General features: G+C 45.6%; 23 protein-coding genes. 17 read left to right on the top strand and 6 right to left on the bottom strand.

The features are described from left to right. Nucleotides 1-4: 4 nt before the first annotated feature. Genes B3M90_RS13905 through pelG form a run of 5 tightly spaced genes read left to right on the top strand, consistent with a single transcriptional unit; the run spans nt 5 to nt 6,824 of the window. Nucleotides 5-1,231, top strand: a complete 1,227-nt coding sequence (locus tag B3M90_RS13905; protein ID WP_290784597.1) for a GAF domain-containing protein — start codon at nt 5-7, stop codon at nt 1,229-1,231. Next, nucleotides 1,228-2,136, top strand: a complete 909-nt coding sequence (locus B3M90_RS13900; RefSeq protein ID WP_290784595.1) for a hypothetical protein — start codon at nt 1,228-1,230, stop codon at nt 2,134-2,136. Before B3M90_RS13905 ends, B3M90_RS13900 begins: the two co-directional genes overlap by 4 nt. Beyond that, nucleotides 2,133-3,968 (top strand): DUF2194 domain-containing protein, encoded by a 1,836-nt coding sequence (locus B3M90_RS13895; protein ID WP_290784593.1) that lies wholly within the window; start codon nt 2,133-2,135, stop codon nt 3,966-3,968. The genes B3M90_RS13900 and B3M90_RS13895 overlap by 4 nt, the downstream gene beginning before the upstream one ends. Next, nucleotides 3,965-5,383: a GT4 family glycosyltransferase PelF gene (pelF, locus tag B3M90_RS13890; protein ID WP_290784591.1), complete on the top strand. Its 1,419-nt coding sequence runs from the start codon at nt 3,965-3,967 to the stop codon at nt 5,381-5,383. The genes B3M90_RS13895 and pelF overlap by 4 nt, the downstream gene beginning before the upstream one ends. Beyond that, on the top strand, nt 5,364-6,824 hold the full coding sequence (gene pelG / locus B3M90_RS13885; protein WP_290784589.1) for an exopolysaccharide Pel transporter PelG: 1,461 nt from the start codon (nt 5,364-5,366) through the stop codon (nt 6,822-6,824). The genes pelF and pelG overlap by 20 nt, the downstream gene beginning before the upstream one ends. Before the next feature lie 123 nt (nt 6,825-6,947). Here pelG and galE read toward each other — a convergent pair whose 3' ends face one another. Beyond that, a complete protein-coding gene (galE, locus tag B3M90_RS13880; RefSeq protein WP_290784587.1) occupies nt 6,948-7,955 on the bottom strand; it encodes a UDP-glucose 4-epimerase GalE in 1,008 nt (335 codons plus the stop codon). A 540-nt stretch (nt 7,956-8,495) separates the two neighbouring features. Between galE and B3M90_RS13875 the strand changes: the two genes are divergently transcribed. From B3M90_RS13875 to B3M90_RS13865, 3 genes are read left to right on the top strand one after another with little or no spacing between them, the layout of a single operon-like run. Then, the gene (locus B3M90_RS13875; protein ID WP_290784585.1) at nt 8,496-9,740 is read left to right on the top strand and encodes a TcaA 3rd/4th domain-containing protein; all 1,245 of its coding nucleotides are present in this window, start codon (nt 8,496-8,498) and stop codon (nt 9,738-9,740) included. Nucleotides 9,741-9,760: 20 nt separating this feature from the next. After that, nucleotides 9,761-10,183 (top strand): zinc ribbon domain-containing protein, encoded by a 423-nt coding sequence (locus B3M90_RS13870; protein ID WP_290784583.1) that lies wholly within the window; start codon nt 9,761-9,763, stop codon nt 10,181-10,183. Further along, the gene (locus tag B3M90_RS13865; protein ID WP_290784581.1) at nt 10,180-11,910 is read left to right on the top strand and encodes a zinc ribbon domain-containing protein; all 1,731 of its coding nucleotides are present in this window, start codon (nt 10,180-10,182) and stop codon (nt 11,908-11,910) included. Before B3M90_RS13870 ends, B3M90_RS13865 begins: the two co-directional genes overlap by 4 nt. A gap of 44 nt (nt 11,911-11,954) precedes the next feature. Here the strand turns inward: B3M90_RS13865 and B3M90_RS13860 are convergent, their stop codons facing one another. After that, a complete protein-coding gene (locus B3M90_RS13860; protein WP_290784579.1) occupies nt 11,955-12,638 on the bottom strand; it encodes a hypothetical protein in 684 nt (227 codons plus the stop codon). Next, a complete protein-coding gene (locus B3M90_RS13855) occupies nt 12,635-13,390 on the bottom strand; it encodes a hypothetical protein (RefSeq protein ID WP_290784577.1) in 756 nt (251 codons plus the stop codon). Before B3M90_RS13855 ends, B3M90_RS13860 begins: the two co-directional genes overlap by 4 nt. 86 nt (nt 13,391-13,476) lie before the next feature. Here B3M90_RS13855 and B3M90_RS13850 point away from each other — a divergent pair, with 86 nt between their 5' ends. Then, on the top strand, nt 13,477-14,700 hold the full coding sequence (locus B3M90_RS13850; RefSeq protein ID WP_290784575.1) for a hypothetical protein: 1,224 nt from the start codon (nt 13,477-13,479) through the stop codon (nt 14,698-14,700). Nucleotides 14,701-14,718: 18 nt separating this feature from the next. Next, nucleotides 14,719-15,624, top strand: a complete 906-nt coding sequence (locus tag B3M90_RS13845) for a hypothetical protein (RefSeq protein WP_290784573.1) — start codon at nt 14,719-14,721, stop codon at nt 15,622-15,624. Between the two features lie 154 nt (nt 15,625-15,778). Here the strand turns inward: B3M90_RS13845 and B3M90_RS13840 are convergent, their stop codons facing one another. After that, on the bottom strand, nt 15,779-16,168 hold the full coding sequence (locus tag B3M90_RS13840; RefSeq protein WP_290784571.1) for a hypothetical protein: 390 nt from the start codon (nt 16,166-16,168) through the stop codon (nt 15,779-15,781). 242 nt (nt 16,169-16,410) lie between these two features. Between B3M90_RS13840 and B3M90_RS13835 the strand changes: the two genes are divergently transcribed. The 3 genes from B3M90_RS13835 (at nt 16,411) to B3M90_RS13825 (ending at nt 19,857) form a co-directional block, all read left to right on the top strand. After that, nucleotides 16,411-17,937 carry an FAD-dependent oxidoreductase gene (locus B3M90_RS13835; protein WP_290784569.1) on the top strand — a complete coding sequence of 509 codons (1,527 nt, stop codon included), beginning with the start codon at nt 16,411-16,413 and terminating at the stop codon, nt 17,935-17,937. A 234-nt stretch (nt 17,938-18,171) separates the two neighbouring features. Continuing rightward, complete coding sequence (locus B3M90_RS13830; protein ID WP_290784567.1) at nt 18,172-19,191, top strand: fatty acid desaturase; 1,020 nt, start codon at nt 18,172-18,174, stop codon at nt 19,189-19,191. A 153-nt stretch (nt 19,192-19,344) separates the two neighbouring features. Next, the gene (locus tag B3M90_RS13825; protein WP_290784565.1) at nt 19,345-19,857 is read left to right on the top strand and encodes a VanZ family protein; all 513 of its coding nucleotides are present in this window, start codon (nt 19,345-19,347) and stop codon (nt 19,855-19,857) included. Nucleotides 19,858-19,909: 52 nt separating this feature from the next. On the opposite strand, the gene B3M90_RS13820 is transcribed toward B3M90_RS13825, so the two are convergent. Next, nucleotides 19,910-20,086: a hypothetical protein gene (locus B3M90_RS13820; RefSeq protein WP_290784563.1), complete on the bottom strand. Its 177-nt coding sequence runs from the start codon at nt 20,084-20,086 to the stop codon at nt 19,910-19,912. 403 nt (nt 20,087-20,489) lie between these two features. Between B3M90_RS13820 and B3M90_RS13815 the strand changes: the two genes are divergently transcribed. Next, entirely contained in the window at nt 20,490-21,923 is a 1,434-nt protein-coding gene (locus tag B3M90_RS13815; RefSeq protein WP_290784561.1) for an ankyrin repeat domain-containing protein, read from the top strand. 62 nt (nt 21,924-21,985) lie between these two features. Here B3M90_RS13815 and B3M90_RS13810 read toward each other — a convergent pair whose 3' ends face one another. Beyond that, entirely contained in the window at nt 21,986-24,082 is a 2,097-nt protein-coding gene (locus tag B3M90_RS13810) for a 5'-nucleotidase C-terminal domain-containing protein (RefSeq protein WP_290784559.1), read from the bottom strand. A 371-nt stretch (nt 24,083-24,453) separates the two neighbouring features. On the opposite strand from B3M90_RS13810, the gene B3M90_RS13805 reads away from it, so the two are divergent. From B3M90_RS13805 to B3M90_RS13795, 3 genes are all read left to right on the top strand, one after another. Then, on the top strand, nt 24,454-24,576 hold the full coding sequence (locus tag B3M90_RS13805; protein WP_255359374.1) for a hypothetical protein: 123 nt from the start codon (nt 24,454-24,456) through the stop codon (nt 24,574-24,576). Nucleotides 24,577-24,910: 334 nt separating this feature from the next. Continuing rightward, nucleotides 24,911-25,708 (top strand): ABC transporter permease, encoded by a 798-nt coding sequence (locus tag B3M90_RS13800; protein WP_290784557.1) that lies wholly within the window; start codon nt 24,911-24,913, stop codon nt 25,706-25,708. A gap of 15 nt (nt 25,709-25,723) precedes the next feature. Beyond that, complete coding sequence (locus B3M90_RS13795; protein WP_035410435.1) at nt 25,724-26,677, top strand: ABC transporter ATP-binding protein; 954 nt, start codon at nt 25,724-25,726, stop codon at nt 26,675-26,677. Nucleotides 26,678-26,800 lie beyond the last annotated feature (123 nt).

Below are 26,800 nucleotides of genomic sequence, written 5' to 3'. Positions count from 1 at the left end.
AGAAATGATATATACTCAGAACCGACAAGGCATTAAATGGATTGAAATGATCGTTAGTATCCTTATTATCGGCATTTTGGACTATATGTTTAATCTTTCGATCTTAAAATGGACGATTGATCCACTTATTTTTTATATTTTACTTTTTTCGCTTCGTTACGGACTACTAGGAGCCTTCGCGAGCTTTCTGTTTACGATGATCTACCATCTGAGTTCGCTCGCATGGGGGGGAGAAGACGTCTTACTCTTTGTCTATGATCGGGGTGAGATGTCATGGATTATCCTGCATTTTCTAGTCGCGATCTCTTGCGGCATATTCAGTACGTCGTTTCAGGAGCGCTATCTATCTTTGCGTCTGCGTCAAGAAGAAGTTGTGGTCGAGAACGAACAGCTGCGTGAAACGCTCGAAAAGTTACGTGTCGCTCAAGAAGCAATGCGAAATAAGGTACTTGAATCCAATCATACGTTGACGAACATCTACCGGATCGGAACAGAACTCGATCAATCTGTCGCGGACATCGTACGTGATAAACTCGTACAGATCTTACAAGCCTCTTTTGATGCGAAGGAGATTGCGATCTATCACGTCGATACGTCACGACGTACATTACGATTACACATTCGTTTCGGTGATAAAGAACAGTTACCACAAACGATGTTCATTGATCCAGAACAAGGAATCTATCAACGGATGTTCCAAAAGCAAGCAATCGCCATCCGGACAATCGATGAGACGGATGTGCCGTTACTGATTGCACCGATTCGTTATGATGGTCGTATCCAAGAAGTCGTCGTCATTCAATCGATCGCCTTCGAGCGATTGACAAACTATGAGATGCACGTCATGCAACTGATCGTCGATTGGACAGGATCACGAATTGAAAAAGCGATGTTGATGGAATGGATCGAGACGCGTCATGAATTGATTGAAGGCACGCGCATCGTTAAACGAGAGCATTTTGAGGAAAAAGTGAAATATCAAGAATACAGACGCGAGCATTACGGTCAACCATACAGTCTCGTTCAGCTTGATATTCGTGATACGCCGTTCTCGCTGATCGAACTAGAACTGATCTTACGGCAATCGATGCGTGAAATTGACTTGATCGGTTTTGACGAAAGTACGGAACAACTACAATTTTTACTACCGGGAACACCTCAAGAACATGCGAACCGATTCCTCGAACGAATAAAAGCTGTGTATGTACAAAAGGGAGGACGTGTCCAATGATGACACTTCTATCCGTTCTATATGTACTCCATCTTCTGCTTGTCGTGTTTACCTATCGTTTACTCGTCTTGCGGTTGCCAGAGCATGAGCGGGGAATCTTGACGTTCATCTGCCTGTTCAGTGCTCTCCTGCCACTTTTTGGTGAAGTGCTTGGGGGTATCGCTTACTTGATTTCGAGACGATTTGCGTCATCAGATACGTTACTGGATTACGATGAATATGTGCAATTTGATGTCATGAATCTTGAAGGACTGCAGCAACAGGCAGCCGATAACATGGAAATGGTTCCAATCAAGGAGGCGTTGAATATGGATGCGAAGCGCCGGAAACAGTCAATGATCCACTTAACGACATCGTCTCTGAAAAATAGTGGAAAGTATCTGCAATACGGACTCGATCATGATGATTCAGAAACCGTCCATTATGCAGCGACAGTCCGAAATTCCTTGTTTGATCGATATGAAGCCAATCTTCGTTTACGGGAACAACAACTCAATCCCGTCGACGTGACGACGTATCATCTGTTCATTCAAGAATGTAAAACTTTTCTTGAGAGCGGTCTATTAGATGAAGGTGGCATTGGCCGACTCGATGAACGACTTCACCGAGTACTTGAGCAAATGCGCGTCCTCTATCCGACGGATCTCACACGGATCGAAGCGGAAGCAGAAATGGCGATACGTCAAGATAATGATGAGAAGGCGATTGCGTCGTATGAAGAGATGATTCAGATTCACCCGACTTTACCAGACGGGTACCTCGCTTTGGTTCGCTATTACTTTCAACGAAATAACTGGTCTTCGATTGGACCGGTGCTTCATCAGTTAAGAACAGCGGTGGTAGAGGAAGACATACCAGAAGAACATCGCTTTATTTTGAAACGTTTTGAAGGAGGAGACCGATGAATAAGAAAACTTACGGCTATCTCATTGGGTTGTTTGCCGTTCTATTCGTAGCAATGGGCATCGTGCAATTGTTTCGTCTCGATTATCCACATCGACTGATTCCTTCTGAAAAAACGAAGGTTCGTTCATTCGAGACGACAAATACGAAAACAACCGAAGCTAAAGGAGAGGCACTGCGCGTCTACTTGCTCCAAAATGATAGTGATCTGTCAAAAGGCGTCATTCAAAACTTTTCGTATGCGCTGAAATACGCGAAAATCGATTATCAGCGTATTCGTACATCTGACATCAAGACACTTGATCCAAGCGAGCGAACAGTCCTTGTTTTATCGGGTGAACACACGAAGGAATGGCCGTACAAAACCATTCGAAAGTTCGTCCGAAAAGGAGGGAAACTCTATGTTGCGGGTCGATTCATCGATCCGAAGTGGGGGGACTTGGTTGGTGTGAAACGTTTTGGTGACTTCAAGGAAAATGTCAAAGGTATGACGTTTAAAAAAGATTTATTTCCCGGGTACATCGATTTATCGAAGTCGTCTACACTGTTCGTTCACAGTATTGCGGATGTGACATTGCAGAATGCTGATGTCAAAATCGAAGCAGAAGGAAACCCGATTCTATGGACACATGAGTATGGAAAAGGAGAGGTCTTGTTTTGGAATACTTCTTCGTTGCTTGAAAAAAACTCACGCGGCTTACTCGTCCAGTCACTTTCTTTACTGTTTCCGACGTTCGTTAGCCAACAAGTCGCTGTTAAGTTAGCGCACTTCGATGATTTCCCAGCGCCTGTACCAGATGCCTCCAATCCAGCAATTCAAAAGAACTATGATTTGACGGTTAAAGATTTCTTTGCGGATGTTTGGTTGAGAGACATGCAACGAATCGCAAAAGAACAAGATATAATCTATTCCGGATTCATCATCGGAAGTTACAGAAATGCAATCGATGACACGGAAGAGCAGTTGATTGAAAATATTCGTTTTCCAATGCTGAACTTTGGACGTAGATTATTAAAAATGGGCGGAGAACTAGGACTGCATGGATATAACCACCAACCGCTCGTCATTAACGGGGAAACAATGGATCCAAGTCTCGGCTATACCACATGGGACGATCGTTCTCAAATGATGAAAGGGATTGAAGAAGTCAAAGTGGCACATCAGTATTTCTTCCCGAAAGAACAAATACGTAGTTATGTCCCACCTTCGAACATCATCGGACCGACCGGTTTATCCGTTTTGAATGAAGCTTTCCCGGATGGTCTAATCATCGCATCACTCTATAACGGGGATGCTTCAAAAGGAAGCTACATTCAAGAATTCGAGCCAGACGCGACCTATAAGAATTTATACAACTTCCCACGGATCACAAGCGGATATAATGAATCGCCTGAAGACATGTTCGTCTTAGCTGACGCTGTAGCCAACTTCGGACTAGTCTCGCATTTCATCCACCCAGATGACGTCCTTGACGAACAACGTTCGAAAGGACAAGGATGGCCGAAGATGGAACGTTCAATTGAAAAGATGTTCCAAACGATCCATACGGACTATCCGTATCTCGAGAGCATGACGCAGTATGATGGCTACAAAAAAATGAAGCTATACCAAGAATCGAAGATCGATGTCCGGTATTCTAAAACGGCGATTGAGATTTCAGGAAGTCAGATGCTTCTTCCTTCTAAAATGATGGTTCGTGTCAATGATGGGAAAATTGCGACGGGCTCCTTTGCGTATGGTGAGGTACGAAAATTGGGAAATGCGGACGATTTATACGAAGTAGAACTCAAGAAGAATTTCGCACGTATACCAGTATTGGGGGTGTCTCAATGAAGATTGGCTTAGTGTTAGAAGGGAGTTATCCTTATGTTAGTGGTGGAGTCGCCAGTTGGGCACATATGCTGATTCAACAAATGCCAGAGCATGAGTTCGAGCTGATCACGATTACACCTACACGGATGACCGAAGCAGAATTTCGGTACACCCTTCCGGTGAACGTCGTCGGTGTGACTAATCTTCCACTCGATCAAACCCATGAGATGCGTCCGTTGAAACAGACATTGACACCGGAGCAGGAAGAGGATATCAAACGTTGGATGCGATTTCAAGCGACGAACACATCGATTTTCCCACTCTTCGGTCAAGCCATCGGAACATCGACACAATTTTTTACGAGCCGGCTCTTTTTTGATCTCGTCAAGACGAGCTACCGGGAAGAACAACAGGCTGACTCTTTCATCGATTATCTCTGGATGTGGCGTAGCATGTATGCGCCTGTTCTGGAACTACTTCAAGCAGAATTGCCGACCGTCGACCTGATCCACTCCGCGTCGACGGGATATGCGGGACTCGTCGCAGCAGCGATTAAACAGCGCCAACAAGTTCCTTTCGTCCTAACGGAACACGGGATCTACTCCCGTGAACGAGAGGAAGAACTCGTTCAAGCGATGTGGATTCCGCAAGAATACCGCATGCATTGGGTTCAGTTCTTCCATCACTTATCACGCGAAGCCTACGAAGGGGCAGACAATATCATCACGCTCTTTGACCGAAATGGTGAATTGCAGCGTGAACTCGGTGCACCTGCTGAAAAAATTCGTGTCATCCCGAACGGAATTGATGCGACGGGACTTGCTGCGTTAGGTCATCTTCCAAAGCAAGATGTTCTCCGGATTGGTGCCATCGTCCGGATTGTTCCGATTAAAGATATCAAGACAATGATTCATGCTGCGAAGGTCTTACAGGAAATGCATGTTCCATTCGAAATGACGATCATGGGTCCGCTTGAAGAAGATCCGGAATACGCCCGTGAATGTCAGGAACAAATCGATCTGTTTGAATTATCCACGAGTGTGAAACTCGTCGGAAAGGTTGATATTCGGAGCTATCTGCCATCATTTGATGTTTGTTTATTGACGAGTATTTCAGAAGGTCAACCGCTTGCTGTCCTAGAAGGGATGGCTGCAGGCATTCCGTGGGTCGTCACTGATGTCGGTGCATGCTCCGAACTGATCAACGGACGTGAGGATGATCCATACGGACCGGCGGGATTCGTCGTACCTCCAGTCAATCCGCGACGAATTGCGGAGCGTTGTGCCTGGTTCCAGTCACATCCAGAAGAAGCGATTCGTTTTGGACAAAATGGGAAAGAACGTGCACTTGCGTATTATCAGACACGACGTTTCATCTCGGAGTATCAGACATTGTATCAAGAGAGGGGGGTGACATATGGCGGGCATCGGGTTTAAACTTCAAAAGTTATTTCAAGAAGATTATTTTTCATCACGACTAAAAGCATATGCCTTTGCCGGACTTGTCACGTCCGGTCCCTGGTTGATCGTTATCTTAACGATCGCCGTGACCCAGTGGTTGACGACGTTCCTGTCAATTGCTTCTTTTGAAGAACGGACGACGTTCAATCTGGTTGTCTCGTACAGTTTCATTTTTTCACAAGTACTGCTTGGCATTCAGCAGCTCGTCGTCACCCGGTATTTGGCGGATTGTTTCTACGAGAAACGATATGAAGACTTGTTTCCTGCCTTTCTAGGCATGACGAAGATGACGATGGCGTTAGGTAGTATTGTCTTTCTAATCTTTCTCAGTTTTTCGAAGCTCCCATTCTTATTGAATGGACTGATCTTCATTCTATTCATGACGATCAATTTGATTTGGGTGCATTTCTTATTCTTAAGTGTCGCGAAGTTCTATCAGTCCGTCGCATATAGCTTTTTGATTGGTGGCACCGTAGCCGTCGGCTCGGTTTTACTGATTGATCGGTATCTGATGAACTATCTGACTGGTCTCCTCACACCAAGCATTGCGTTGACGGCAGGCTTCACATTCGGCATGATTATCACGTTGTTCGGTCTATTTACCTCGATGTTGCTGACGTTTCCGCATCGCGGAACGAAAAACCAATTTACCTATTTGAGTTACTTTGATCGTCACCCGGCACTCTTTTGGACGAGTTTTCTCTACAATATTGGTGTTTGGGTCGGGAACTGGATCATCTGGTTCGCGGACGGAGGTGCCGTGCATCTCGGAACATTCCGCTATCATCCGTTGTACGATACGGCAATCTTTTTGTCGTATTTGACGGTTATCCCGACGATGACGATCTTCGTCGTTTCCGTCGAGACACGTTTCTATGAGCGGTATCGTATTTTTTATGGATACGCGAATGAAGGCGGAACGCTAGATCAGGTCGAAAAAGCGCAAGATGCGATGTTACTCGTCTTACGCCAGGAATTACAGCGACTGTTTCGGAACCAAGGATTGTTCACGTTGTTCATCTTGTTGTTCGCCTCGACGTTACTCGGTTACCTCGCATTACCTGAAGCGACAATCAGTATCTTCCAGATGACGACAATTGGTGCTTTTTCGAATGCGATGGTTCTCGTCCTGACTTTACTGTTACTATATTTTGAAGACCAAAAAGGAGCGGCGTGGAGTTCGTTCATCTTTTTCTTTGCTAACGGAATCTTAGCCTTATTGATTGCACCGTTCGGCGCTTCTGGATACGGTCTTAGCTTTGCGATCGGATCGACCTTGACGTTCGCGTTTGCATTGATACGACTCATCCAGTATGTCTCGGATATTGATTATCATACGTTTTGTCGAATGACGTTACCGTCACGATCGATGCGCTTCACCCGCTGGAGTGAACGATTGAACCGCTCTTGGATGTGAAGTTAGCCTAAAAAAGTTTTCTAACATTTGTTTTATTTATTTAAAAAGGAGATCAATTTCCGACATGGATTCGGAAATTGATCTCCTTTTATGTTTGTAGAGCAAAATCTTTTGTCGTATACATTATTTTTGATAACCGTCTGGATTATTTGACTGCCAGCGCCAAGCGTCCTTACACATCTCAAATAAGTTTTTCTCCGCTTTCCATCCGAGTAAGCGTTCTGCTTTTGAAGCATCCGCATAACATGAACTAACATCTCCCGGTCGTCTGGTCGTAATCTTTCGATCGATTTGCAGGGAAGTCGCGTCTTCGAACGTCGCAACAAGTTCAAGGACACTTGTGCCTTGACCCGTTCCTAAATTGAATGCCTCAATACCAGAATGATCATGATATAGCGCCTTGATATGCCCTTTTGCCAAATCGACGACATGAATATAATCTCGGACACCCGTGCCATCTTCCGTATCGTAATCATCTCCAAATATTTGAAGGATATCTAATTTACCTGCAGCGACTTGCGTCACGTAAGGCATTAGGTTGTTCGGAATACCATTTGGATCTTCACCAATGAGACCACTCACATCCGCACCAATTGGATTGAAATAGCGGAGTAACGTAATGTCCCACGTTGGATCAGCCTGAGCGATATCTTCAAGAATCTGCTCAATCATGAGTTTTGTCGCACCATAAGGATTTGTTGCAGATCGCGGAGCAGATTCTGTAATCGGTGTCGTCTCAGGCACACCATAGACTGTTGCGGACGAACTGAAGACGAGCTTCTTAACGTCGTGACGACTCATCACTTCTAGTAAGACAAGTGAACTGATCAGATTATTTTGATAGTAGAATAACGGCTGTGATACGGACTCACCAACTGCTTTTAAACCAGCAAAATGAATGACGGCATCAATCGAATGCTTTTGGAAGATGTTTTCTAATGATGATTCATCGCGAACGTCTATCTCATAAAATGTGACAGATCGTTCCGCAAGCTGTTCGACACGTTCAAGGGCATTCCGATGACTGTTACTTAGATTGTCAGCGACAATGACTTCATGACCCTCTCGTAAAAGTTCGAGACATGTATGGCTGCCGATATAACCAGCGCCTCCAGTTACTAAAATATTCATATTTTGTCCTCCGTTTAATTCCATAATTTCTATAATAATAACATAGAAGTAAGAATTTTTTTATTGATTTTTCTCTTTATCCGTTTTGTTGAATGAGTCATTTGTAAGTAAGACCGCTAATCTAATACCTGTAAAAAGGATATTTAATAGTCATTTAGATGCATTTATTCACTAAGAAGCTATACTCTTTGAAGTTTCGAGTGAGATTCACATCACTGAATCCATTTTTGGCTTCAGAATAAAACGAGAAATATTCTAGTGAATACTAATTATGGTCAACAAACATTCAGAAAACACAATTATTTTTACATAAATAGTAAATTGTAGAATATTATGTTATCTTTTTAATGGATATTTTTCACTTAAATGAAATTAAAAAACAAAAGGAGAGTAGAAGAGATGGCATGTGTGAATTGTTCGGATGCTGCAAAGCGTGGATTGAAATTCTGTCCGAGTTGCGGTGATGCCTTAGAACAGCATGTAGAACATGCAGAACCTGTAGAGAAAGAACGCGACGTCAGATCAATTCGTCCTAAGAAAATGAGTAAGTCTGTAAAAGCCGTTCTTTTAACAGTTGGATTGTTGGTCGTAGCAGGTGGTGCCTATTATGGACTCGCGACACAATGGTTCACGGTCGAAGCGACGACGAATAAGGTCCGTGATGCGATTCGCTCTGGTGACGCTACATTACTCGCTGAGCATACGGAGTTCAACGGAAAACCGGTTGATCAGAAGATGGCGCAACGCTTTTTAGATGCCTTAAAAGAGACACCGGAACAAAAGAAATCATTCATGGATTATTTATTGATGGCCGGTGTGTCGATTCAAGCAGAAAACGAAAGTGATGTTCCTGGTCAAATCGTAGCGAGTGGTCGCCAGCTCGGGATCTTCAAGGATTATCGCCTGCGCCTCGATAGTGTCAAAACGGAAGTCATCAGTAATTTTAAAGGAACGAAGGTGACGCTCGTCAATCCGGTCGGAACGGAAAGTAGTAAAGCGTCGGCGGAGGGCATCATGATGGACGGCGTCTATCCAGGATTGACGGATGCCAAGATCGCGTATGATGGCGAATACGGAAAAGAGTCGAGCGATGTGACAATCAATCCGTTGACGCTTGACGCTGCAGATCGGAAATACGAAATCACTTTAAAAGGAAATGCGGTCGAACTCGACCAGACGTATCCGGATGCCTTTTTGATCGTTGATGGAAAATCGACATCAGAACGAGTATCAGATTTGAAGAACTATGGACCAATCCCGAAGAACGGCATTAAACTCTCGATTGAAAATTCATTCCCCTGGGGTGAGGAAACATCGGGTGAGGTTGTCGTCAAACCAGATACGAAAAAAGCGATGTTCACGTTCGAACCATCAGAAAACGTTTTGAACCAACTGCAAGAAGCCGTCGAGCAGCATGCTTCTGACTGGGTTGATGCGGCAACTTATCAAGATACAAGTTATTTCTCACTCGTCGATGATGCTTCCTATCTTGCGAAACAACAAAAGAACTATGACGATTGGAGCCGAAAGGACTTGGAGTGGGACGGAGAGTTCATGAATGCGTCGATTGATCGTCCCTCAGCTAAGTTCGTCGAATATGGGGATTCGGTAGGTATCGAAGTCATGGCGACAACCTATATTCGGGGTGAAATGTATACGCCTGATAGTGAATCGCCAGGAAAAACAACATCGAAGTCGCTCTTCCGCTACTTGTTCACGTATGAAAGTAGTGAGGATAGCTACGAGGAAAGTTTCAGGATTCAACAGGCAACGAGTATTAAATAAGAACAAGGGAGGCTACACAGATGATGGATTGGCAATCAGTCAGATCACGTTTTCAAGGGATGACAGCAAAAGAATTACAGGAGCAGGCGGAGCAAGCACGACGTGAAAAAGGACGCTTGCTGTACGAAATCGGAGAGCGTCATTACATGAAGCTGCGGAGCGAAGGGCATCGTCAAGAAATCGAGGACATTCTTGCACAAGAAGTACTCGTATTCGGTGCCTTGTCACGGATTGACGAGATGGAAGTCGAAGCTGCACAAAAGCAATGTAAGTCATGCCGGACGCCACTTGAGCCAGGCGCGAAGTTTTGTGGGAAATGTGGCACGTCCGTTCCACGCGAGAACGAACAAGCAAAAGTCGCCTGTACGACATGCCATACGCCACAACGTAATGATCAGTATTTTTGTACATGCTGTGGATCAGAAATGGGGCAACGCGTATGAAGTATTGTTCGACCTGTGGTCAAGCACATGCTCCACACGCCCAGTATTGCGAGATAGACGGAACATCGCTTGATAAGCAAGCCCGTCCGATTCGTTTTGAACAAAATGCTCATTTTTGCGTCGGATGTGGTACACAAATGGATGGTCGTGCGTCCTACTGTCCGAATTGTGGACATTCGCGCCTCGTCGCTGCGACGTCGGAAGGCTCACTTGTGGACCGTCTTCCGGGTATGGACGACATTCGTAAGAAGTGGAAATCGCAGGATTGGAACGTGAACCTTCCATGGAAAGAGCGTGGACGCGCATTTATATCACGATTCGATTTCTCGCTTGGGAATCCGAGTCTTGCGATCGGTAGTATTGTTGCCGTCATTTTTTTTGCTGCAATCATCGTTTTATTGTTCGTCATGCTTGGTCTACTCAGTGATAACCCGGCATTAGAAGGAATTAAGACTGTTCAACGAAACATGGGGGATGATTTTAGTACGTTCGGTATGTTCTTCTTCCTTGCCTTCGTCGCTCTTGCTGGTCTAAATCTCACATCAAGTGAAGACTTGAAATCACGCTTTCTGACCGAAGTGGTAGGCAACGATGCGGAACAGTTCTCTGATATTCAAAAAGCAATCGATCAACTTGATTTTCATATTTTCTCAGGACACTTCTTGCTGTCTTTACCAGGATTGATCCTATTAATCGGTAGTGCCTGGTTATTGGAACGAGGTGGTGTCGTCGGAATCAAGGCGACATCGTGGAATGAACGGATTGAACGTGCGGTCGTCTTTGCCCTGACGTTATCTGTGATCACATTGTTCGTCGGATTGTTTGCGACGGATTTCGGCATTTTCGATCTACATCTGATCACGGGGATGCTTCGGATTTTCCTTCTGGCGCTCGCTGGTGTTCTCTTATTCCAATTCATCGGTCAAACTAATCTGCACGGTTCTTGGCAAGTCGGACGGGTCGCTGCGACAACATTGATGAGCGTTTATTTGTTCGGTGTCCTACTGACGTCATTTGGACAAGTGTATTATCTAAACGAGCTCGATGAACTGGACGAAGTCGAATTTGGGGAATCAGCCAGTCTCGTTCTCTTGAGTGGTGCATCTCCGATTTACGCGATGTCGCAAGCGGGACAAGTCGATTTCAAGATGACCGTTTTGACGGAAGACTTCCGTTTAGGTGCTGCCTTATATGGCGAAGACCGTTTGAATGATCTACAACGACCAGTGGAAGAAGCGGGAGAAGCTTCGAATCTGAGTCGGATTCAAGGAATCATCGGGAACCAGATTGAAAACGGAGAAGATCCAACACTTGACCCGAAAGTGACACGCTTTGATGAGACGGTGGATGTGGGACTCTTGACACGCTTCGCGCAAATCGCGAATGCCACTACCTCGTTTGAAGAAGAGCAATTGCTCAGTTCAAGTGTTGCTCCGTACGGCTTGATTGCGCTTATTCTGATGTTCGTCATCCATGTCGGAATCGGATTCCGTTGGATTCGAACGTTACCGAATGTCGCGATTTATGCCGAGGTCTTTATGGTCGGCGGACTCATTCTAGCGTACTTCACACAAACGCGGTTTGAACTGCAATGGGATAACGATGTCCTAGCCGGTGTCGTCGTTTCTTCTTTGACATGGTGGAATGCGTTCATGCTGTTCCTCTTCCCATTCCTCGGTGGATTAGTGGGATATGGATTGAATCGCTTCAAAGATACAAAAGGATGATTCCAAAAAAACGCTTGTCTCCGTTTTCGAAGACAAGCGTTTTATCATAAGGATTGTTTGGTCGTCTGTTCAAAATCGATCGTCGAGTCTTTTTCAATCCCGGAATCGCGGAAGGTCAAACCACCGTCGTCATCAAACTCGATTTCTAAAGAAGACTCATAGAAATATAGCATCAGGCTATTATCGGAATTAAAACGTCCGCTATACGTAAAGTCATCAAGTGGTTGTCCTTCATAATCTCGAGCATCATGGATTGTCAGTGTCGCCTCACGATTCGGATGCGTCACGACATCAATCGTCGCATCGCTATAATCTTGTTCGTTTTCGCCCTGATCACTCGTCGAGTACGTGTAGGTACCTGCCACGTCACGAAATGCTTGTTCGACCTTACCAAGAGTGCGGTGATAACGAGCTGCTTCATCCGCGAGTGCTTTGTCACCGAACGTCTGATTCATGACTCGTTCCGCGTGACGAAGAGCGTCCGTCGTCTGATTCATGAACAAGGCGGCTTTCAAATCGTGAAACGCCTCTTGTTGTTGCGCTAGCGCGATCAGACGCTTATCTGTCGCACCTTCTGTCCGAGCTTTTTCGCGCCATTGTTGTTCTTCGAACAGGTCTCCAGCGAGCGTGCTTTGAGCACTTTGCTTCAAGTAGAGATTCGCTGAGTCGTTACTACAACCACCTAGTATGAGAGCTGTTAAAAGAAAAGGAAGTATGCGTGGCATCATGATGTCGTCTCCTTCTTGAAGGTTCGTTTCACAGAGGTGATGCTGTATCGGTCGTCATCGAACGTCACCTCATATTCGACGATGGCGCGATAAAGTCGTTTCTTTTCTTCATCATTACTGAAATGAACACGAGCATAAGTTTCGGTCGTTTCGACTCTGAATTCATTTTCGCTGATGGCTTCCATCCGATCGAAGGTCATGTCCTTTAATGTGAGGTAACTATATGGATCTTCTTCAGACACCTTTAATCGATCACCGAAACGGTCTCGCTCATCTTCTGTTAAATCGTCTTCACCGTAGAATAGATCAGCATAGGAACTATAATCCTCAGTCGTGGAGTCATAATAATCCCAACCACCATCTTCTCCATTGTTGAGCAAGGGGAGGCGTTGGGCATAGCTGTTCAGGAACTCGTACAAGGAATCGGGTGAAGCAGCATCAAAAATGAGGTAATCCTCAAGGTCCTCATCAGCTAGTTGATTAAGTTGTGTCGCTGAAGCACCTTCCGGCAAGACTTGATCGATGTCAGCCGCTGCATGTGTCAGTTCACTCGTCTTGAATAACGGTTGTGCCGCTTGATATTTGAGATAACCGAACGTACCTCCACCGATGCAAAGCATCACGATCACCAAGCCGATGAGCCATGATGTTTTGGCGGAACGGGATCGCGATGGACGATTTTTTTGACCGCAGACCGGACAATAGATCATCTGATCATTCATCGGGGTTCGGCAATTCGAACAATGTGACATTAAAAAGCACTCCTTTCTTAACTTCGTCATTATAATGTAAAATAAAGATAAAAATAACAAATTTTTGAACAAAAGGAGAGGGAATCATGGATCCTTATGAACGATTGGGGATATCGCGTACTTCATCGATGAAAGAGCTCGAGCGAGCGTATGCTGAGAAGCTAAAAGCACATCCGGAGGAATCCGAGGAACGGACAGAAATCGAACGAGCATACGTCGTCATCAAGTACGAAAAGAAACAAAAGAACAAACGCAATAAGCGAACGATCGGGATTAGCGCACTGCTCCTCTTACTCGCCGCGGGCGGTGGGACGTATTTCTTTTTGAACCAGGAAGAGACGCCTCAAGCGGTCGAACAAAAGAAGCAGGATGCTTCATTCGTCATTGGTGAAGAAGAGAAGACGAGTCAGGACAAATCGGAATCGAAACCGACGGAAGCAGCGAAAAAGTCAGATTCGAAGGAAGTGTCCGATCAGGATTATAAGAATATCCAGGATATTTCAACGCTCTTTTTCCGAGAACTCGAAGACGCTCTGACAGAGCGGAGTGTCAAAGGATTGTCTGTCAGTACGAACACTTACAATCAAAACTTCCAAAGCAGTTTGAACGATCTCGTCACCGGAGGTTACATCTTTGATGGTGAGCTGACGGTCAACGATATTCCTCAAAACGATATTACGATTAAAGGAGATAAGGCGACGGTCAAAGTAAAGGTCGACTATTCCTCACGGTCTTATCAGCCGTATCTACACGAACGTCCGGATGGCAGCACAATCGTCTGGGAACTAAATCTTGTGAAATCGGATCAAGACTGGCTCGTCGATCAGCGGAAGTCGCTCTCGGATTCAGCGACAGGTAGAGGCATGGAAGTCCGAGAATCGGTCAAAGGGGACATCCTCGATACCGTGTATCAGCATGCGAAGGAGTGGGAACAGGCGTACATGGATAAAGACACATCAGCCTTCACATTGTTCACGTCGTCTGCGTATTTGAATAAACAACAAAGTTATTATGCAAACATGGATAAGAATGGCGTTTACTGGGATGGGTATTTGGATGAAATCGAGTATTCCCCAGCATCCATCACCGTCAGCGAAGTCGCGACTAATTTGACTGCGACCGTCGAAGCGATTTGCTATTACGAAGGTAGCTACTATAAAGAGGATGATGATTCACTCGATGAACGCAATCCTGGAAAAGACGTACCTTTCAAGTATTACCTGAAGTACAACTTAGATGACGAACGCTGGTATATCACTGACTCCCAAGCACTAAAAACCTTTAGTCACAACGATACGACGACGTACTGATCATAAGGAGGAATTCAAATGAAAAAAATAGTGGCAGCAACGGCACTTGGTCTCATCATCAGCACACTCCCAGTAGCGAATGATTCGGCGGCAGCACTCAGTAAGACAGAGAAATCAATCGTTGATCGCCAAATTGCGGCGTTAAAGAAAAGTAAACTATCTGGTGGTTATAAACCAATCGATGTCCGGTCCGTCTATCTACTCGGCGGCAAGTATCCCGAGACGTTTACGCTGTATGAACGATTCAACTCAAAGACATATATGAATGATGTCATCGGTAAAGCGCAGAAGTATGATGCGAAGAAGAAAAAATGGACAACGATCTACACGTATACGGATCGAGATACAGCTTATTATGATGTGTGGGCTAAAGGAAAATTGGTCGATGCGAAAAAAGAACAACTCGTCATCGGACCAGTCGAGGGAAGTGGTAGCTTTCTAACACCAATTTTAATTGGATCAACGGATGGTAAGGCAATCAAGAAGGTGTTTGAAGCAAAAGAAGCGTATCCGTTCGGTCGCGCGTTGATTAAAGATAAAAAACTTTATCTTGGTTCGATGACGATCGTTCATGATGTCTATTCCTATAAAGGAAAGACATTAAAACATCGCATCGGTACGGGGGCGGATGATCGAGATGCTGTTGGAAAAGTCTCGAAATACATGACGCTTGATGAATATGGCGGAACTACACATCTTACGAGTAGTAAGTCGATGACGCTCAAAAAAGGACAACGTTTCGGAATCGTTCGTAAGTCGACGAAGGATACGAATCCATATGTCTACCGGGCGCTCTCATCAGGAGAAAGTAAACTGAAACTTGATGGGTATGGCTTTAAAGCAATCAAGACGGGTGTCGAGAAATGGCATTTCGAACCAGAAGCATACGGTAATTCTGTCACGATGAAATTTACTATTAAATAAGTATGAGCCAGTTCCTGATTACTTCGGGAGCTGGCTTTTTCATTTGTTAATAGTGTGAGTGAACCGCGCATTTGCTCAATCAAACGTCATTTGGGTCAATGATGTTTGTAACATACATAAGCACCCTCATCTAAAAATTAGAGAGGGTGCTCTTTTAATGAGATAAATAGGCAAGTAAAAGCCCTTCTTTAAGTTTAACGTGACGAATTAAGCGGTAACGGGCGTGCCGGAAAGAGAAGTAGAAGGAAAGATCAACGGTCAGGAGTTGGTTTGCGTAATGCAGATAGGATGGACGAATGAGGTAGGTTTCATTAAAGGATTCGGTATCTTGAAGACAGACATCAAAGACTTCGAACGTGATGGTACGTTTATCGTAGGATCGCATTTGGAGCGTCAACTCGACTGGTAAGTCGCGTTCTAAACCATAACGGGTCAACGGTACAACGGCTTGAAGGTAATTATGTGTCGGTCGAATCGTGACACAGATAGCTGTCATTTCTGGAATTTCTTTTGCTAGTTCGCTTGCTAAGTCATACTCATCCATACTTGACTTGCTGCAAGGGTAAAACGACGAAAGGTTTCGATGATATGGCGGCTCAGTTTCATAAAATGGACTCCTCTCTTAGGATTATCAACCTAATTATCCCCTTTTATTTTTTATTAAAGTAAATTAACCCCTCTTAATTAGAGCTTCTTTTTAAAACTATACGATTCACGCATGTTTTCGCATCGTTCAGGGAACTTTTAACATGTCGACCTATCGTGTTTTCCGAAAGGAGTTTTATGATGTCTTACTTATCCGGATTTCCGTCATCTTATTGGAAGCAAAGTACACCTGCCACTTCTTATCCCCCTTTGGATCAAGATGCGAAGCATGATGTCGTCATCATCGGGGCTGGTATTGCTGGGCTCGTCACGGCTATGCAATTGACGGAACGGGGATATGATGTAGCCGTGATCGAAGCAGGTGACGTCGCTGCTGGCACGACGGGTTATACGACGGCGAAAGTTTCCTCGCAGCACGGTTTAATTTACGACATGTTAATCAAAACGGTCGGTGAAGAATCGGCGCGACTGTATTATGAAGCAAATGAAGAAGCCATCACGTTTTTACGTCATCAGGTGGAACGACTCGACATTGCGTGTGAACTTGAAACGCAGGACGCGTATCTCTACGCTGCGACATCAAAAGAGCAAGCGATGGAACGAGAAGTAAAAGCCTATGAACGATTGGGATTGAACGGTGGAGAAGCAACGCAAGAAGTTCGGGATAAGTTGCCGTACGATGTAAAAAAAGCTGTCGTCTTGCGCGAGCAAGCGCAGTTCCATCCCGTCAAATATCTTCAAGGACTCGCCCGACAAATCGTCCACCAAGGGGGTGCCTTATATGAACAGACACGTGCTGTATCGCTCGAATCGAACCGGATGCCTACTGTTGTCCTTGAAAATGGACATCGGATTGAGGCGAAGAAGGTCGTCATCGCGACCCATTTTCCGTTTCATGACTTCAAAGGCTTGTACTTCTCAAAACTTGAAGTCCATCGCTCGTATATCGTATCGGGTCAGGTCGATGAGACGTTTCCGGACGGGATGTTCATGAGTGCCGATCAACCGAGTCGTTCTCTGCGTCACACGCGGACAGAAGACGGTCGTCTACTTGGTCTCTTCGGCGGTGAGAATCATCTATCTGGTCACGAGACAGAGACGATGCAGCGGTATCAACACCTTGCGGATTTTGCAAAGCGTGAATTTCACGTCGAATCGTTCGGACAGTTCTGGTCAGCACAAGACTTGATCACGCTCGACAAGATCCCCTACATCGGACAGATGACGCCAAATGATCCGAACGTGTTCGTCGCGACCGGTTTTGCGAAGTGGGGGATGACGAATGGTATCGCGGCCGGACTGTTGCTCAGCGACTTATTGACGGGAACACCCAACCGTTTTCGGCATCTGTTTGACCCGAACCGTTCAAAGCTAAAAACGAAGGATGCGACGCAGTTCGTCAAGAACAATGCGGACGTCGCGATCGAACTGGTCAAAGGAAAGCTGACGAAAGCGCGTCGCAGTGCCGACGAGTTACAACCGGACGAAGGTGGACTCGTCACGCATCACGGGAAAACGGTCGGTGGTTACCGGGATCCGGAAGGAAAGCTTCATCTCGTCTCGACGACCTGTACCCACATGGGGTGTGATACGAAATGGAATGAGGCGGAACGGTCGTGGGATTGTCCGTGTCATGGTTCACGATTCGGTCCGACAGGAGAGGTGCTAGAAGGACCAGCCGTCAACCCACTCAAATCGATCGAGTAAGCAGAGACGCTTGTCTCTGCTTTTTTAATTTTAAAAATAAACCGTGGACGATTTATGATATGTGATATAATTACCTGGTAACAAAAATATTTTAGCGCTAAACAATTAGAGTGCCGCTTTTGAATCGTGTTGTAGAGGCACCGTCACGACCACCGCTCACTGGCTTCATACTTTAGTTTCACTATTTTACTTAGCGTCGTGAACGCTGAAACAACCCGAGGAGGAAGCACCACTATGAGTAAAGAAAAGATTGCCCAGCTGCGCAAACATGTATCGCCATTTGAGAAGGCGGACATCAAAGCCAGCGTCCGGCAGATGATCAACACGATCCTGCCATTTCTCGTCCTATGGTTTCTGGCATATGAGGCCCTGAAACTATCTGTGTTTCTCGCGATCCCGTTGGCGATCCTCGCTGCAGGATTCGTCGTCCGGATGTTCATCATCTTCCATGATTGTACCCATGGTTCATTCTTCAAAAATAAGAAGGCGAACGCCATCGTCGGGACGATCACGGGGATTTTGACGTTATTCCCGTATGAGAAATGGAAACGGGAGCACTCGATCCACCACGCATCAAGTGGGAATCTCGATAAGCGCGGTGTCGGTGACATCTGGGTCATGACGATTGAAGAGTATATCGAAGCATCACGTTTCACACGTCTCAAGTATCGTCTGTACCGGAATCCACTCGTCATGTTTGGTCTTGGACCACTCTTGTTGATTCTTGTCTCGAGCCGCTTCAACCGGAAGGATGCTCGGAAAAAAGAACGCATCAACACACATGTCATCAATGCGTCGCTCGTCGTCTTGTACGGTATCCTGATCTACTTCATCGGCTGGCAAGCCTTCCTGATCATCCAAGGCACGACGATGTTCACAGCAGGTGTCCTCGGAATCTGGTTATTCTACGTCCAGCATACGTTCGAAGACTCATACTTTGAGGATGAGAGCGAATGGGATTACGTCAAGGCAGCAATCGAAGGCAGTTCGTATTACGAGCTACCGAAGGTCTTACAATGGGTGACCGGAAACATCGGCTTCCACCACGTCCACCATCTCAGTCCACGTGTCCCGAATTATCATCTCGAAAAAGCACATGTCTCGACGCCACCGCTTCAGAAGGCGACGAAAATCGGTCTCTTCTCGAGTTTGAAATCGCTTCGGTATAAACTATACGATGCGAAGAACAGAACGTTCGTGACGTTCCAAGATATTAAACACCTCTTACGCGAGCCGAAGACGTCATCGTTGTAAGCTTTTCACCTCATCCATATGGATGGGGTGTTTTTGTTGTAGGAGTTGTAAAAGAGGGAAAGCACAGTAAATGAGAGCAGTGTATGTCCGTCTTTTGGCGTATGTTCACGATACATCCATGGTAGGATGTACAAAGAGAAAGGAGCGTGCATGATGCGCCGTATACCCATTGCTGCTTATGTAGGAGGAGCCATCTTACTTTCCTTATTCGTTTTCAGTTCGATGACCTATCAGCAACAATCCCTGATTCCATTTTTGACGCAACATATGCCGCTCGACTGGGTCTATGCGTTTTCGTTCGTGTCGTTCCATTACGAAGTCCCGATCAGCGTCGCGTCACTCGGACCTGCTGCCTTCCTTGAATTCTTCATTCGGAAAGGCATGCATGCCAGTCTGTTCTTCGTTCTTGGGATCAGTCTCGTTCATTTTTTACGTGGTCGAGGATATGCAACACTCCCAGCTGCCTTCTTTGCTTTCACGACGGCGATGACGATCGGTGTGTTGGATGAGTTTCATCAATTGTTGACGGGCGGACGTACACCACTCGTTGGAGACGTACTGATCGATGGTAGTGGTGCACTCGTCGGAATCGTCTTATACACTGTCGTCCGTCTTTATTTGAAAGCCGATCGGATCGTTCGCGAACAAGAACAACAGCACGCATGAAAATACCCCATCGTCCCAATCCTAGGATTGAGGCGATGGGGTATTTTAGCGATTAGAACCGTTGTACCCACTCGATTTTGTACTGAGTGCGTCCGTATTCTCTTCTTAACATGTTGTCGGCTTTTTTTCGTGCTGTCGTGTGATCGCCTGCTCGAACGTTCAATCGATCCGTGTCGATGATCTCGTCTCCGCGTAATACGTGATACTGGACGGTGTAGTCCTTTTTCATTAGATTAAATAACCCCAAGTTCTTCACTCCCATATTCTTCTTCCTGTTAGTTATTATATGGGATTCCAAATTTTTCTGCAATATAAAAGAGTGACTATTGTACCACCTGTTCATAAAAAGTTAGTGGTTCGAATGACAGGTTGCTTTATTGTTCGAATTGCGTATAAATGCTGAAAAATAAACAAAAAGTGCTCTAAAATAGAATTTTAGAAATTTTATTACATATATAATGAATATTCAGGAAAAAAGTTACGTCATCAAGATGTGGTTGAAAATATAATTTGTCTGAATATTCTTTTGGTATGTCAGGAAAGGATTCCCTTGGAACTTTGATGGAATAACCGTTAAGATAAGAAGGGATGAAAAAGACGATGAATCAAACGATAGATGAAGGAGATGACGTATGGAGCAGGAGACGAATGAACGAATCGATCCCGCACAACGGATCAGGAAAGCAGTGACACGGAAAGAGACCGCTTATTTTAGTTTGTTATTAGGTGTCGCCATTTTGACAGTGGGTGGCATCATCGGCTTAGTATTTGAAACAGGTGAGAGTGGTATTTATGCTATGTTCGCGCTAGTGATTTTGTTGTTATTACTTTGGTTACGTCAATGGCGACGAGTATCGCGGATTCGAAGTGAAGGGGTTCGTTTGAGTGCGGAGCAGTTCCCAAAATTATTCGAGCAAATCAGCATACATACAGAACAATTGCAGCTATGGCGGATGCCAGAGATCTACTTTCAGAACGATGTGAAACGACCGCATGTGATCGGATTATTTCAAAAGTATTTGATCGTTCTTCCGACGTCATATTTGGAATTGCCAGAGGTACAGCGATTCCAGTTACTGCTTGAACTTGCACGCATTAAACGAAATCATCAAGAAAAGCAGGTGTTGCTTTGGATCGGGAGCTGGGTTCCATTTTTACGTCCGGCTTACACGCGGGCATGCGAACGGACTCGTTATCAGATGGTTCTACCGCTTGTATCCAACGAGTGTGCTCGGCAAGCGATCTTTGAGGATATTCTCGGGCCAACACTTCTTGCGACGACGGATATCGTTTCCTATACAGCGGAGAAGCGTCAGCAACGGACGTTTTCTGTCTTATTGTATGAGAAGCTACAGACCAATCTCTCCATGCTGGAACGGCTTCGCTTGACGGGTGAACCGCTCCATCAACCCCGTCCTTTCCTACGGTATAGTCAAGGAATCATCATCACGCTTAGTGTTCTGACGGTCATGTTCTTCGTCAGTGCAGGGGCAGGGATCTTGCTGAACGAAGCGGGAACGCAAACAGCAGCTAGTAACGACACGGCGACGGCAAAAACGAACGATCAGGATTTAAATGAGACGGAATTGATGGCAGCGATTCAAAAAGGAAAGCTTGAAGATATCCATCGCTTGATTCCGGAAAGTGATATGAAGGCAGTCGATGCAGATGGGGATACAGCACTGCATTATCTCGGTTACCGGAAGTCGAGTAAGGGGCTTGAATCGATCTTTAAGGAACTGCTAGAAGCAGGGAGTGATGTCGATGCCGTCAATGACTTTGGCGAGCGACCATTCATTACAGCTGTCTTCAGCAATAACGATGAACTCGTCGATCTGTATTTGAAACGAGGCGAAAAGGTCAATCAACAAGATGCCGACAAGTTCACGCCGCTTCATCATGCTGTCGAGGGTGAGGGGAAACAGACAGTCAAGCTATTGCTCGAGCGCGGTGCCGACCCGTCGATCAAAAATGCGGATGGCTTCACACCGCTGATGATGGCACAGGAGTATGAACTCGATGAAATCATTGATCTGTTGAAACAACATTCAGCGCAAACGTTATAAAACAACAACCGCAGGCTCTCTCGAATGGATCGAGAAGACCTGCGGTTGTTTGTTGTATTGAATTAGTTTGGAAGTTTTGATGTATCGACGATGCGACCTTCAATCTTGTAGTCGACTTGACCGAGTGATTTCGTGAAATCACGTAGGTTTTCCCAGTCAGAGAGACCGAGGTCCGTGACGCGACCAGCTTTGTAAGCCGTCTCGAATGGTGTGAGACCATCGCCACCTTTAGCTGTGAAGGCATTCGTTGCGATGACATATGTCTTCGCTGGATCGATGACTTCGAATGTGCCGTTATTGTTCACTTCCATCTTCGTGACGCGTTCACCGGCCGCTTTTGTGCTATCGTATTCGAATTTCATACCAGAGACATGGAGGAAACCACCGTTTTCTTTTGGCGCAACCCCAACACTGATTTCAAGAAGATTCTTGATTTCTTCACCGGTCATCTTCGCTGTCGCGAGCGTGTTACCGAATGGAAGCGTCGTTAAGACTTCACCGACAGTAAATGGTCCAGCATCAATGGCAGCACGGATCCCTCCACCGTTTTGCATCGCGATGACTGTATCCTTATTGTATTCTTTCGCTTTTTTGAGCATACCATCCGTGATCAAGTTTCCGAGAGCCGTTTCACTGTTGCGGACACTGATTTCGCCGCGTGGGTTTGGAAGGGCATTAACGATATTCGCACCGACTTCTTCGTTTTTCAACTCAGCGATTTGATCCGCATATGGCTTAAGGATTTCAGCCGCACGCACATCTTCTTTTGCTGTAGAAACATCAATCAATGAACCGTTATACTCAGTCAATTTCCCTTTGTAGTCGAACGTCAAGTCAAGATTTCCGAGGAAATCACCGTATTGGTAGGCTTGAGCGATGATTGTCGGTTCTGTTTTGCCTGGAACGACCGTCTTATCAACGACGACCGGTTTTTCAAGTTTCGTGTGCGAGTGACCGCCGACGATGACATCAATCCCGTCGACATTACGTGCAAGCAATTGGTCGTTATCGATTGCTTCGTTGTCATCAAAACCGATGTGTGTCAAAGCTACGATTTTATTGACGCCACGATCTTCAAGCTTTTTGACAGCAGCTTTAGCGCTAGCAATATAGTTTGCAAACGCAACCGTACCTGGGCTTGCGATATCTTTCGTCTCTTCTGTCGTCAGACCGAAGAAACCGATTTTTTGACCTTTGTATTCCTTGATGATGCCTTGATAAATCTTGCCGCGCTCCGGTCCTGCAGTGATTGTTTTCTTTTGTAGACCATTGAACGACTTATTTTTGCTGAAATCGACGTTCGCCGTGATGAACGGGAACTTCGCAGCCGTGACGAAGTTTTTCAAGGCGATGTTATTGTCAGTATCCCCAAGATCGAACTCGTGGTTACCGAATGTCATCATGTCGTATTTCATGTAGTTCATCAGTTCAAGATCTGCTTGACCGAGGAACTTGTTGAAGTAGAGTGTTCCAGAGAAGACGTCACCTGCATCTAAGAGAAGCGATGGTTTACCTTCTGCACGGTAAGCAGAGCGTAGTTCTTTGATGACAGTTGCTCGTTTCGGTGCTTTATCGAGGTTAGCATGCGTGTCGTTCGTATGCATCAAACCAATTGAGAAGTCATCCGTGTTGACGTCGAGCACCGTGATTTTTGCTTTTAATGTAATCGTCTTACCAAGACGCGTATAACTTGCGACCGCATATTTCACACCCGCTTCGCTCGTATCCACCTTCGACCAGCGGACTGGCTTGTCATAGATGCGACCTGTCGCATAAAGAACAGCTAGTGTTTTCGGCAATTTTGGTTTTTGATCGACATAGATTGTCTGATCCGCGACCTTCTCGACGAACTTCACTGCGTAGTTCTGAATGTAGATTTTGACTTCAATCGGATTTTTTTTCTTACCGTATGTGCCTTTGACCGTTTGATAACGGTTGAACACATGGCGATCGTAAGATTTCCATGTGATCTTCTCACCTTTATATGTAGCAGGGAGTTTGACCGGAGCACCTTTCGTGAAGACGAGTGACTTGAGTTTGACCGTTTTGACTTTGACATGTGTTGCAGCCGAAACTGTCGTTTGAGCAACCGGCACGATTGCCGATGTCGTCAGGGCGACAGCCACAGCTGCTGCGTAAAGCGGTTTTGATTTGTACATACGTAAAAATCCTCCTTCAAGAGTGGGGTATGAATGCAAGGTCGAGCTGCGATCGTTGACCTCTTCTTCTACTATAAAGGGTTTGGAAAGCTTCGTGGGATGAACCTTTTGTAAATAACGTAAATTCTTAGGTCCGACAACATGACAACCCACGGGAGTCGTTCGTTCGATGTAATTTAAATCCGAACGTTCGCTTTCTTGTTTAAATGATAGCGCTTTCATTATATCTTGTCTTGGATAAAAATGAAACGAAAGAATATGAACAATCGTTAAACATTTCCATTAAATGTCGATTTTTTAGTGGTCGAAAATTGCTAAATATTGTATGATGTCAGTATACAAGCAGTTCAGATGAAAAGGGGCAACGCTGGATGAATGATACGATTCGAGGAGGCGTTCTTGTCGGCATTATTTGTGTGATTACGGTCCTCCTCGTATGGGGGCTTGCTTCGCCACCGACGACGATCGAATTTCCACATTTTAATCACGCATGAAGGAAGCAAACTAGGAGATGACCGGTGGTTACCCGCCGGTTTTTTCGTGCCTGAAAAACTACAGTTTGGTGTCGGTTCGTCCAATACATTGACACGCTTTTTCCCGATGGCTAGAATTGATTAAGTGTATATAGGAAGTATTGCTTCTATCATGCACGAGTAAACGAAGAAGGAGGCGAGTCAGAATCGACCGGGCATGGTCCCGTTCACGCGGAGGGAGCGTTCGTTTGAGCAATCGCGGACGGCATCCGTCTTTTTTGAGTGGAATCAACGAATATGAAAATAAAATACATGTATCATGAATCGGAAGGAACTTACACTTATGCTGAAAGAAATGAGAAGTATCATCCGGGAACAGGTCGATAATTTCCCCCTGATTCGCCGGTTGGCGCGATATGAAATCAAATCAGCGCATGCAGAGCAGCGCCTTGGCCTTTTATGGGAGCTCCTCAATCCGGGTCTCCAAATCTTCATCTACTGGTTCGTCTTCGGGGTCGGTCTGCGCGGAAATAAAGACGTCGATGGAAACATTCCATTCATCGTCTGGCTCCTTTGCGGGATCGTCGTCTGGTTCTTCATCAACGATGCCTTGCTTCGAGGTTCAAATTCGATCAACAGCCGTCTCGCGATGGTAACGAAGATGCGTTTCCCGATGAGTGCGATTCCATCATATGTCATCTTGTCACGGATGTATCAACATTTTGCGATGCTTGCCATCGTCATCGTCGTCATCATTGCAAACGGTATTCCGATCACGTGGAAACTGCTTCAATTGCCGTATTATATGATTGCCACATACATTTTCGTCTATGCCTTTTCGCTTTGTTTTTCGACACTCGTCACACTCGTCAAGGACATCCAGCTCTTCTTGCAATCAATGATGCGGATGCTCTTTTATATGACACCGATCCTTTGGAACATCGAGCGGTTCCCGGACGTCTTGCATGGTGTCCTACGCTTGAATCCAGTCTACTATCTCGTCGAGGGATACCGGGCGAGCTTGCTCGGCGGACATTGGGTCTGGCAAGAATGGCCAACGGGTCTGTACTTCTGGAGTGTCACGCTCCTCTTATTCTCAGCCGGAACGTTCTTGCACATCAAGTTCCGTAAATCATTCACTGAGCTCGTTTAAGGGAAGGAAATCGCCATGTCTATGATTAAACTCGACCATGTCACGAAACGCTTCGACATGGTCACGACTACGAAAGAAAAATTCAAGCTCTTGTTCAAAAATCAAAGCAAGAGCGTTAAAACATTTACAGCTTTACGCGATATCTCACTTGAGATCGGAAAAGGAGAAGTCGTCGGTCTCGTCGGAATCAACGGTTCGGGTAAATCGACGCTCTCGAATCTGATTTCAGGAATCATCTACGCGAACGAAGGAAACGTCGCGATCAACGGAGAAGTCGCGATCATCGCCGTGTCCCAAGGATTGAAGAACGTGCTGACAGGACGCGAGAACATTCGCTTGAAATGTCTCCTGCTTGGGATGGACGATGCGGAAATCGAACGTCGGATGCCTGGAATCATCGATTTCGCGGATATCGGTGACTTCATTGATCAGCCAATCAAGAAATACTCGAGTGGGATGAAGTCCCGACTTGGTTTCGCAATCGCCGTCAATGTCGATGCCGACATCTTGATCGTCGATGAAGCATTATCGGTCGGTGACCAAACCTTCTATAACCGTTGTATCGATAAGATGAACGAATTCAAGGACGAAGGCAAGACGATCATCTTCGTCAGTCACTCGCTCTCACAAATCAAGAGTTTCTGTGAGCGTGTCGTCTGGCTCGAATACGGTCAAGTTCGACTCGACGGGACGACGAAGGATGTCTTACCGGAATATAAGAAGTTCCTCGCAGAATATAAGAAATGGTCAAAAGAGGAACAACACCAGTACCGTCGCGATCGCTTGAAGGAACAAGCAGCGAATGCGCGGTCCGGAAAAGAAAACGTCGATGCTGACGTCAACGTAAAACATCCTGGCTGGATTTTATCGGGTCTCGGATTACTCGCGATTGCGGCAGGTAGTTTGATGGTCATTGACGAGACACCGTCTTTGACGAATCTCAGTGACGCAATCATGAAGTTCTTCTAACGTTTTACCAGATGCCTCTGCGCATCTGTTTTTTTTTGTGCCTAAAGAGTAGGAATCCTGAAACGAAATGGAGAAAACTAGTAAATGAGAGAAGAAATATCGGAAGAGGATACGAATTCATCA

The sequence above is a fragment of the Exiguobacterium sp. UBA6309 genome (assembly GCF_002439205.1).
Classification (GTDB): Bacteria; Bacillota; Bacilli; order Exiguobacteriales; family Exiguobacteriaceae; genus Exiguobacterium_A.
This window is presented reverse-complemented; position numbering and strand designations above follow the sequence as displayed.

Bases quoted from the DNA above. Each gene is read 5' to 3' on its own strand.
- B3M90_RS13895 (WP_290784593.1), top strand. From the start codon at position 2,133: ATGAATAAGAAAACTTACGGCTATCTCATTGGGTTGTTTGCCGTTCTA.
- B3M90_RS13905 (WP_290784597.1), top strand. From the start codon at position 5: ATGATATATACTCAGAACCGACAAGGCATTAAATGGATTGAAATGATC.
- B3M90_RS13850 (WP_290784575.1), top strand. From the start codon at position 13,477: ATGGATCCTTATGAACGATTGGGGATATCGCGTACTTCATCGATGAAA.
- B3M90_RS13860 (WP_290784579.1), bottom strand. From the start codon at position 12,638: ATGATGCCACGCATACTTCCTTTTCTTTTAACAGCTCTCATACTAGGT.
- galE (WP_290784587.1), bottom strand. From the start codon at position 7,955: ATGAATATTTTAGTAACTGGAGGCGCTGGTTATATCGGCAGCCATACA.
- B3M90_RS13875 (WP_290784585.1), top strand. From the start codon at position 8,496: ATGAGTAAGTCTGTAAAAGCCGTTCTTTTAACAGTTGGATTGTTGGTC.
- B3M90_RS13810 (WP_290784559.1), bottom strand. From the start codon at position 24,082: ATGTACAAATCAAAACCGCTTTACGCAGCAGCTGTGGCTGTCGCCCTG.
- B3M90_RS13845 (WP_290784573.1), top strand. From the start codon at position 14,719: ATGAAAAAAATAGTGGCAGCAACGGCACTTGGTCTCATCATCAGCACA.
- B3M90_RS13865 (WP_290784581.1), top strand. From the start codon at position 10,180: ATGAAGTATTGTTCGACCTGTGGTCAAGCACATGCTCCACACGCCCAG.
- pelG (WP_290784589.1), top strand. From the start codon at position 5,364: ATGGCGGGCATCGGGTTTAAACTTCAAAAGTTATTTCAAGAAGATTAT.
- B3M90_RS13835 (WP_290784569.1), top strand. From the start codon at position 16,411: ATGTCTTACTTATCCGGATTTCCGTCATCTTATTGGAAGCAAAGTACA.
- B3M90_RS13805 (WP_255359374.1), top strand. From the start codon at position 24,454: ATGAATGATACGATTCGAGGAGGCGTTCTTGTCGGCATTATTTGTGTG.
- B3M90_RS13815 (WP_290784561.1), top strand. From the start codon at position 20,490: ATGGAGCAGGAGACGAATGAACGAATCGATCCCGCACAACGGATCAGG.
- B3M90_RS13900 (WP_290784595.1), top strand. From the start codon at position 1,228: ATGATGACACTTCTATCCGTTCTATATGTACTCCATCTTCTGCTTGTC.
- B3M90_RS13840 (WP_290784571.1), bottom strand. From the start codon at position 16,168: ATGGATGAGTATGACTTAGCAAGCGAACTAGCAAAAGAAATTCCAGAA.
- B3M90_RS13800 (WP_290784557.1), top strand. From the start codon at position 24,911: ATGAGAAGTATCATCCGGGAACAGGTCGATAATTTCCCCCTGATTCGC.
- B3M90_RS13795 (WP_035410435.1), top strand. From the start codon at position 25,724: ATGTCTATGATTAAACTCGACCATGTCACGAAACGCTTCGACATGGTC.
- B3M90_RS13855 (WP_290784577.1), bottom strand. From the start codon at position 13,390: ATGTCACATTGTTCGAATTGCCGAACCCCGATGAATGATCAGATGATC.
- B3M90_RS13825 (WP_290784565.1), top strand. From the start codon at position 19,345: ATGCGCCGTATACCCATTGCTGCTTATGTAGGAGGAGCCATCTTACTT.
- B3M90_RS13820 (WP_290784563.1), bottom strand. From the start codon at position 20,086: ATGAAAAAGGACTACACCGTCCAGTATCACGTATTACGCGGAGACGAG.
- B3M90_RS13870 (WP_290784583.1), top strand. From the start codon at position 9,761: ATGATGGATTGGCAATCAGTCAGATCACGTTTTCAAGGGATGACAGCA.
- B3M90_RS13830 (WP_290784567.1), top strand. From the start codon at position 18,172: ATGAGTAAAGAAAAGATTGCCCAGCTGCGCAAACATGTATCGCCATTT.
- pelF (WP_290784591.1), top strand. From the start codon at position 3,965: ATGAAGATTGGCTTAGTGTTAGAAGGGAGTTATCCTTATGTTAGTGGT.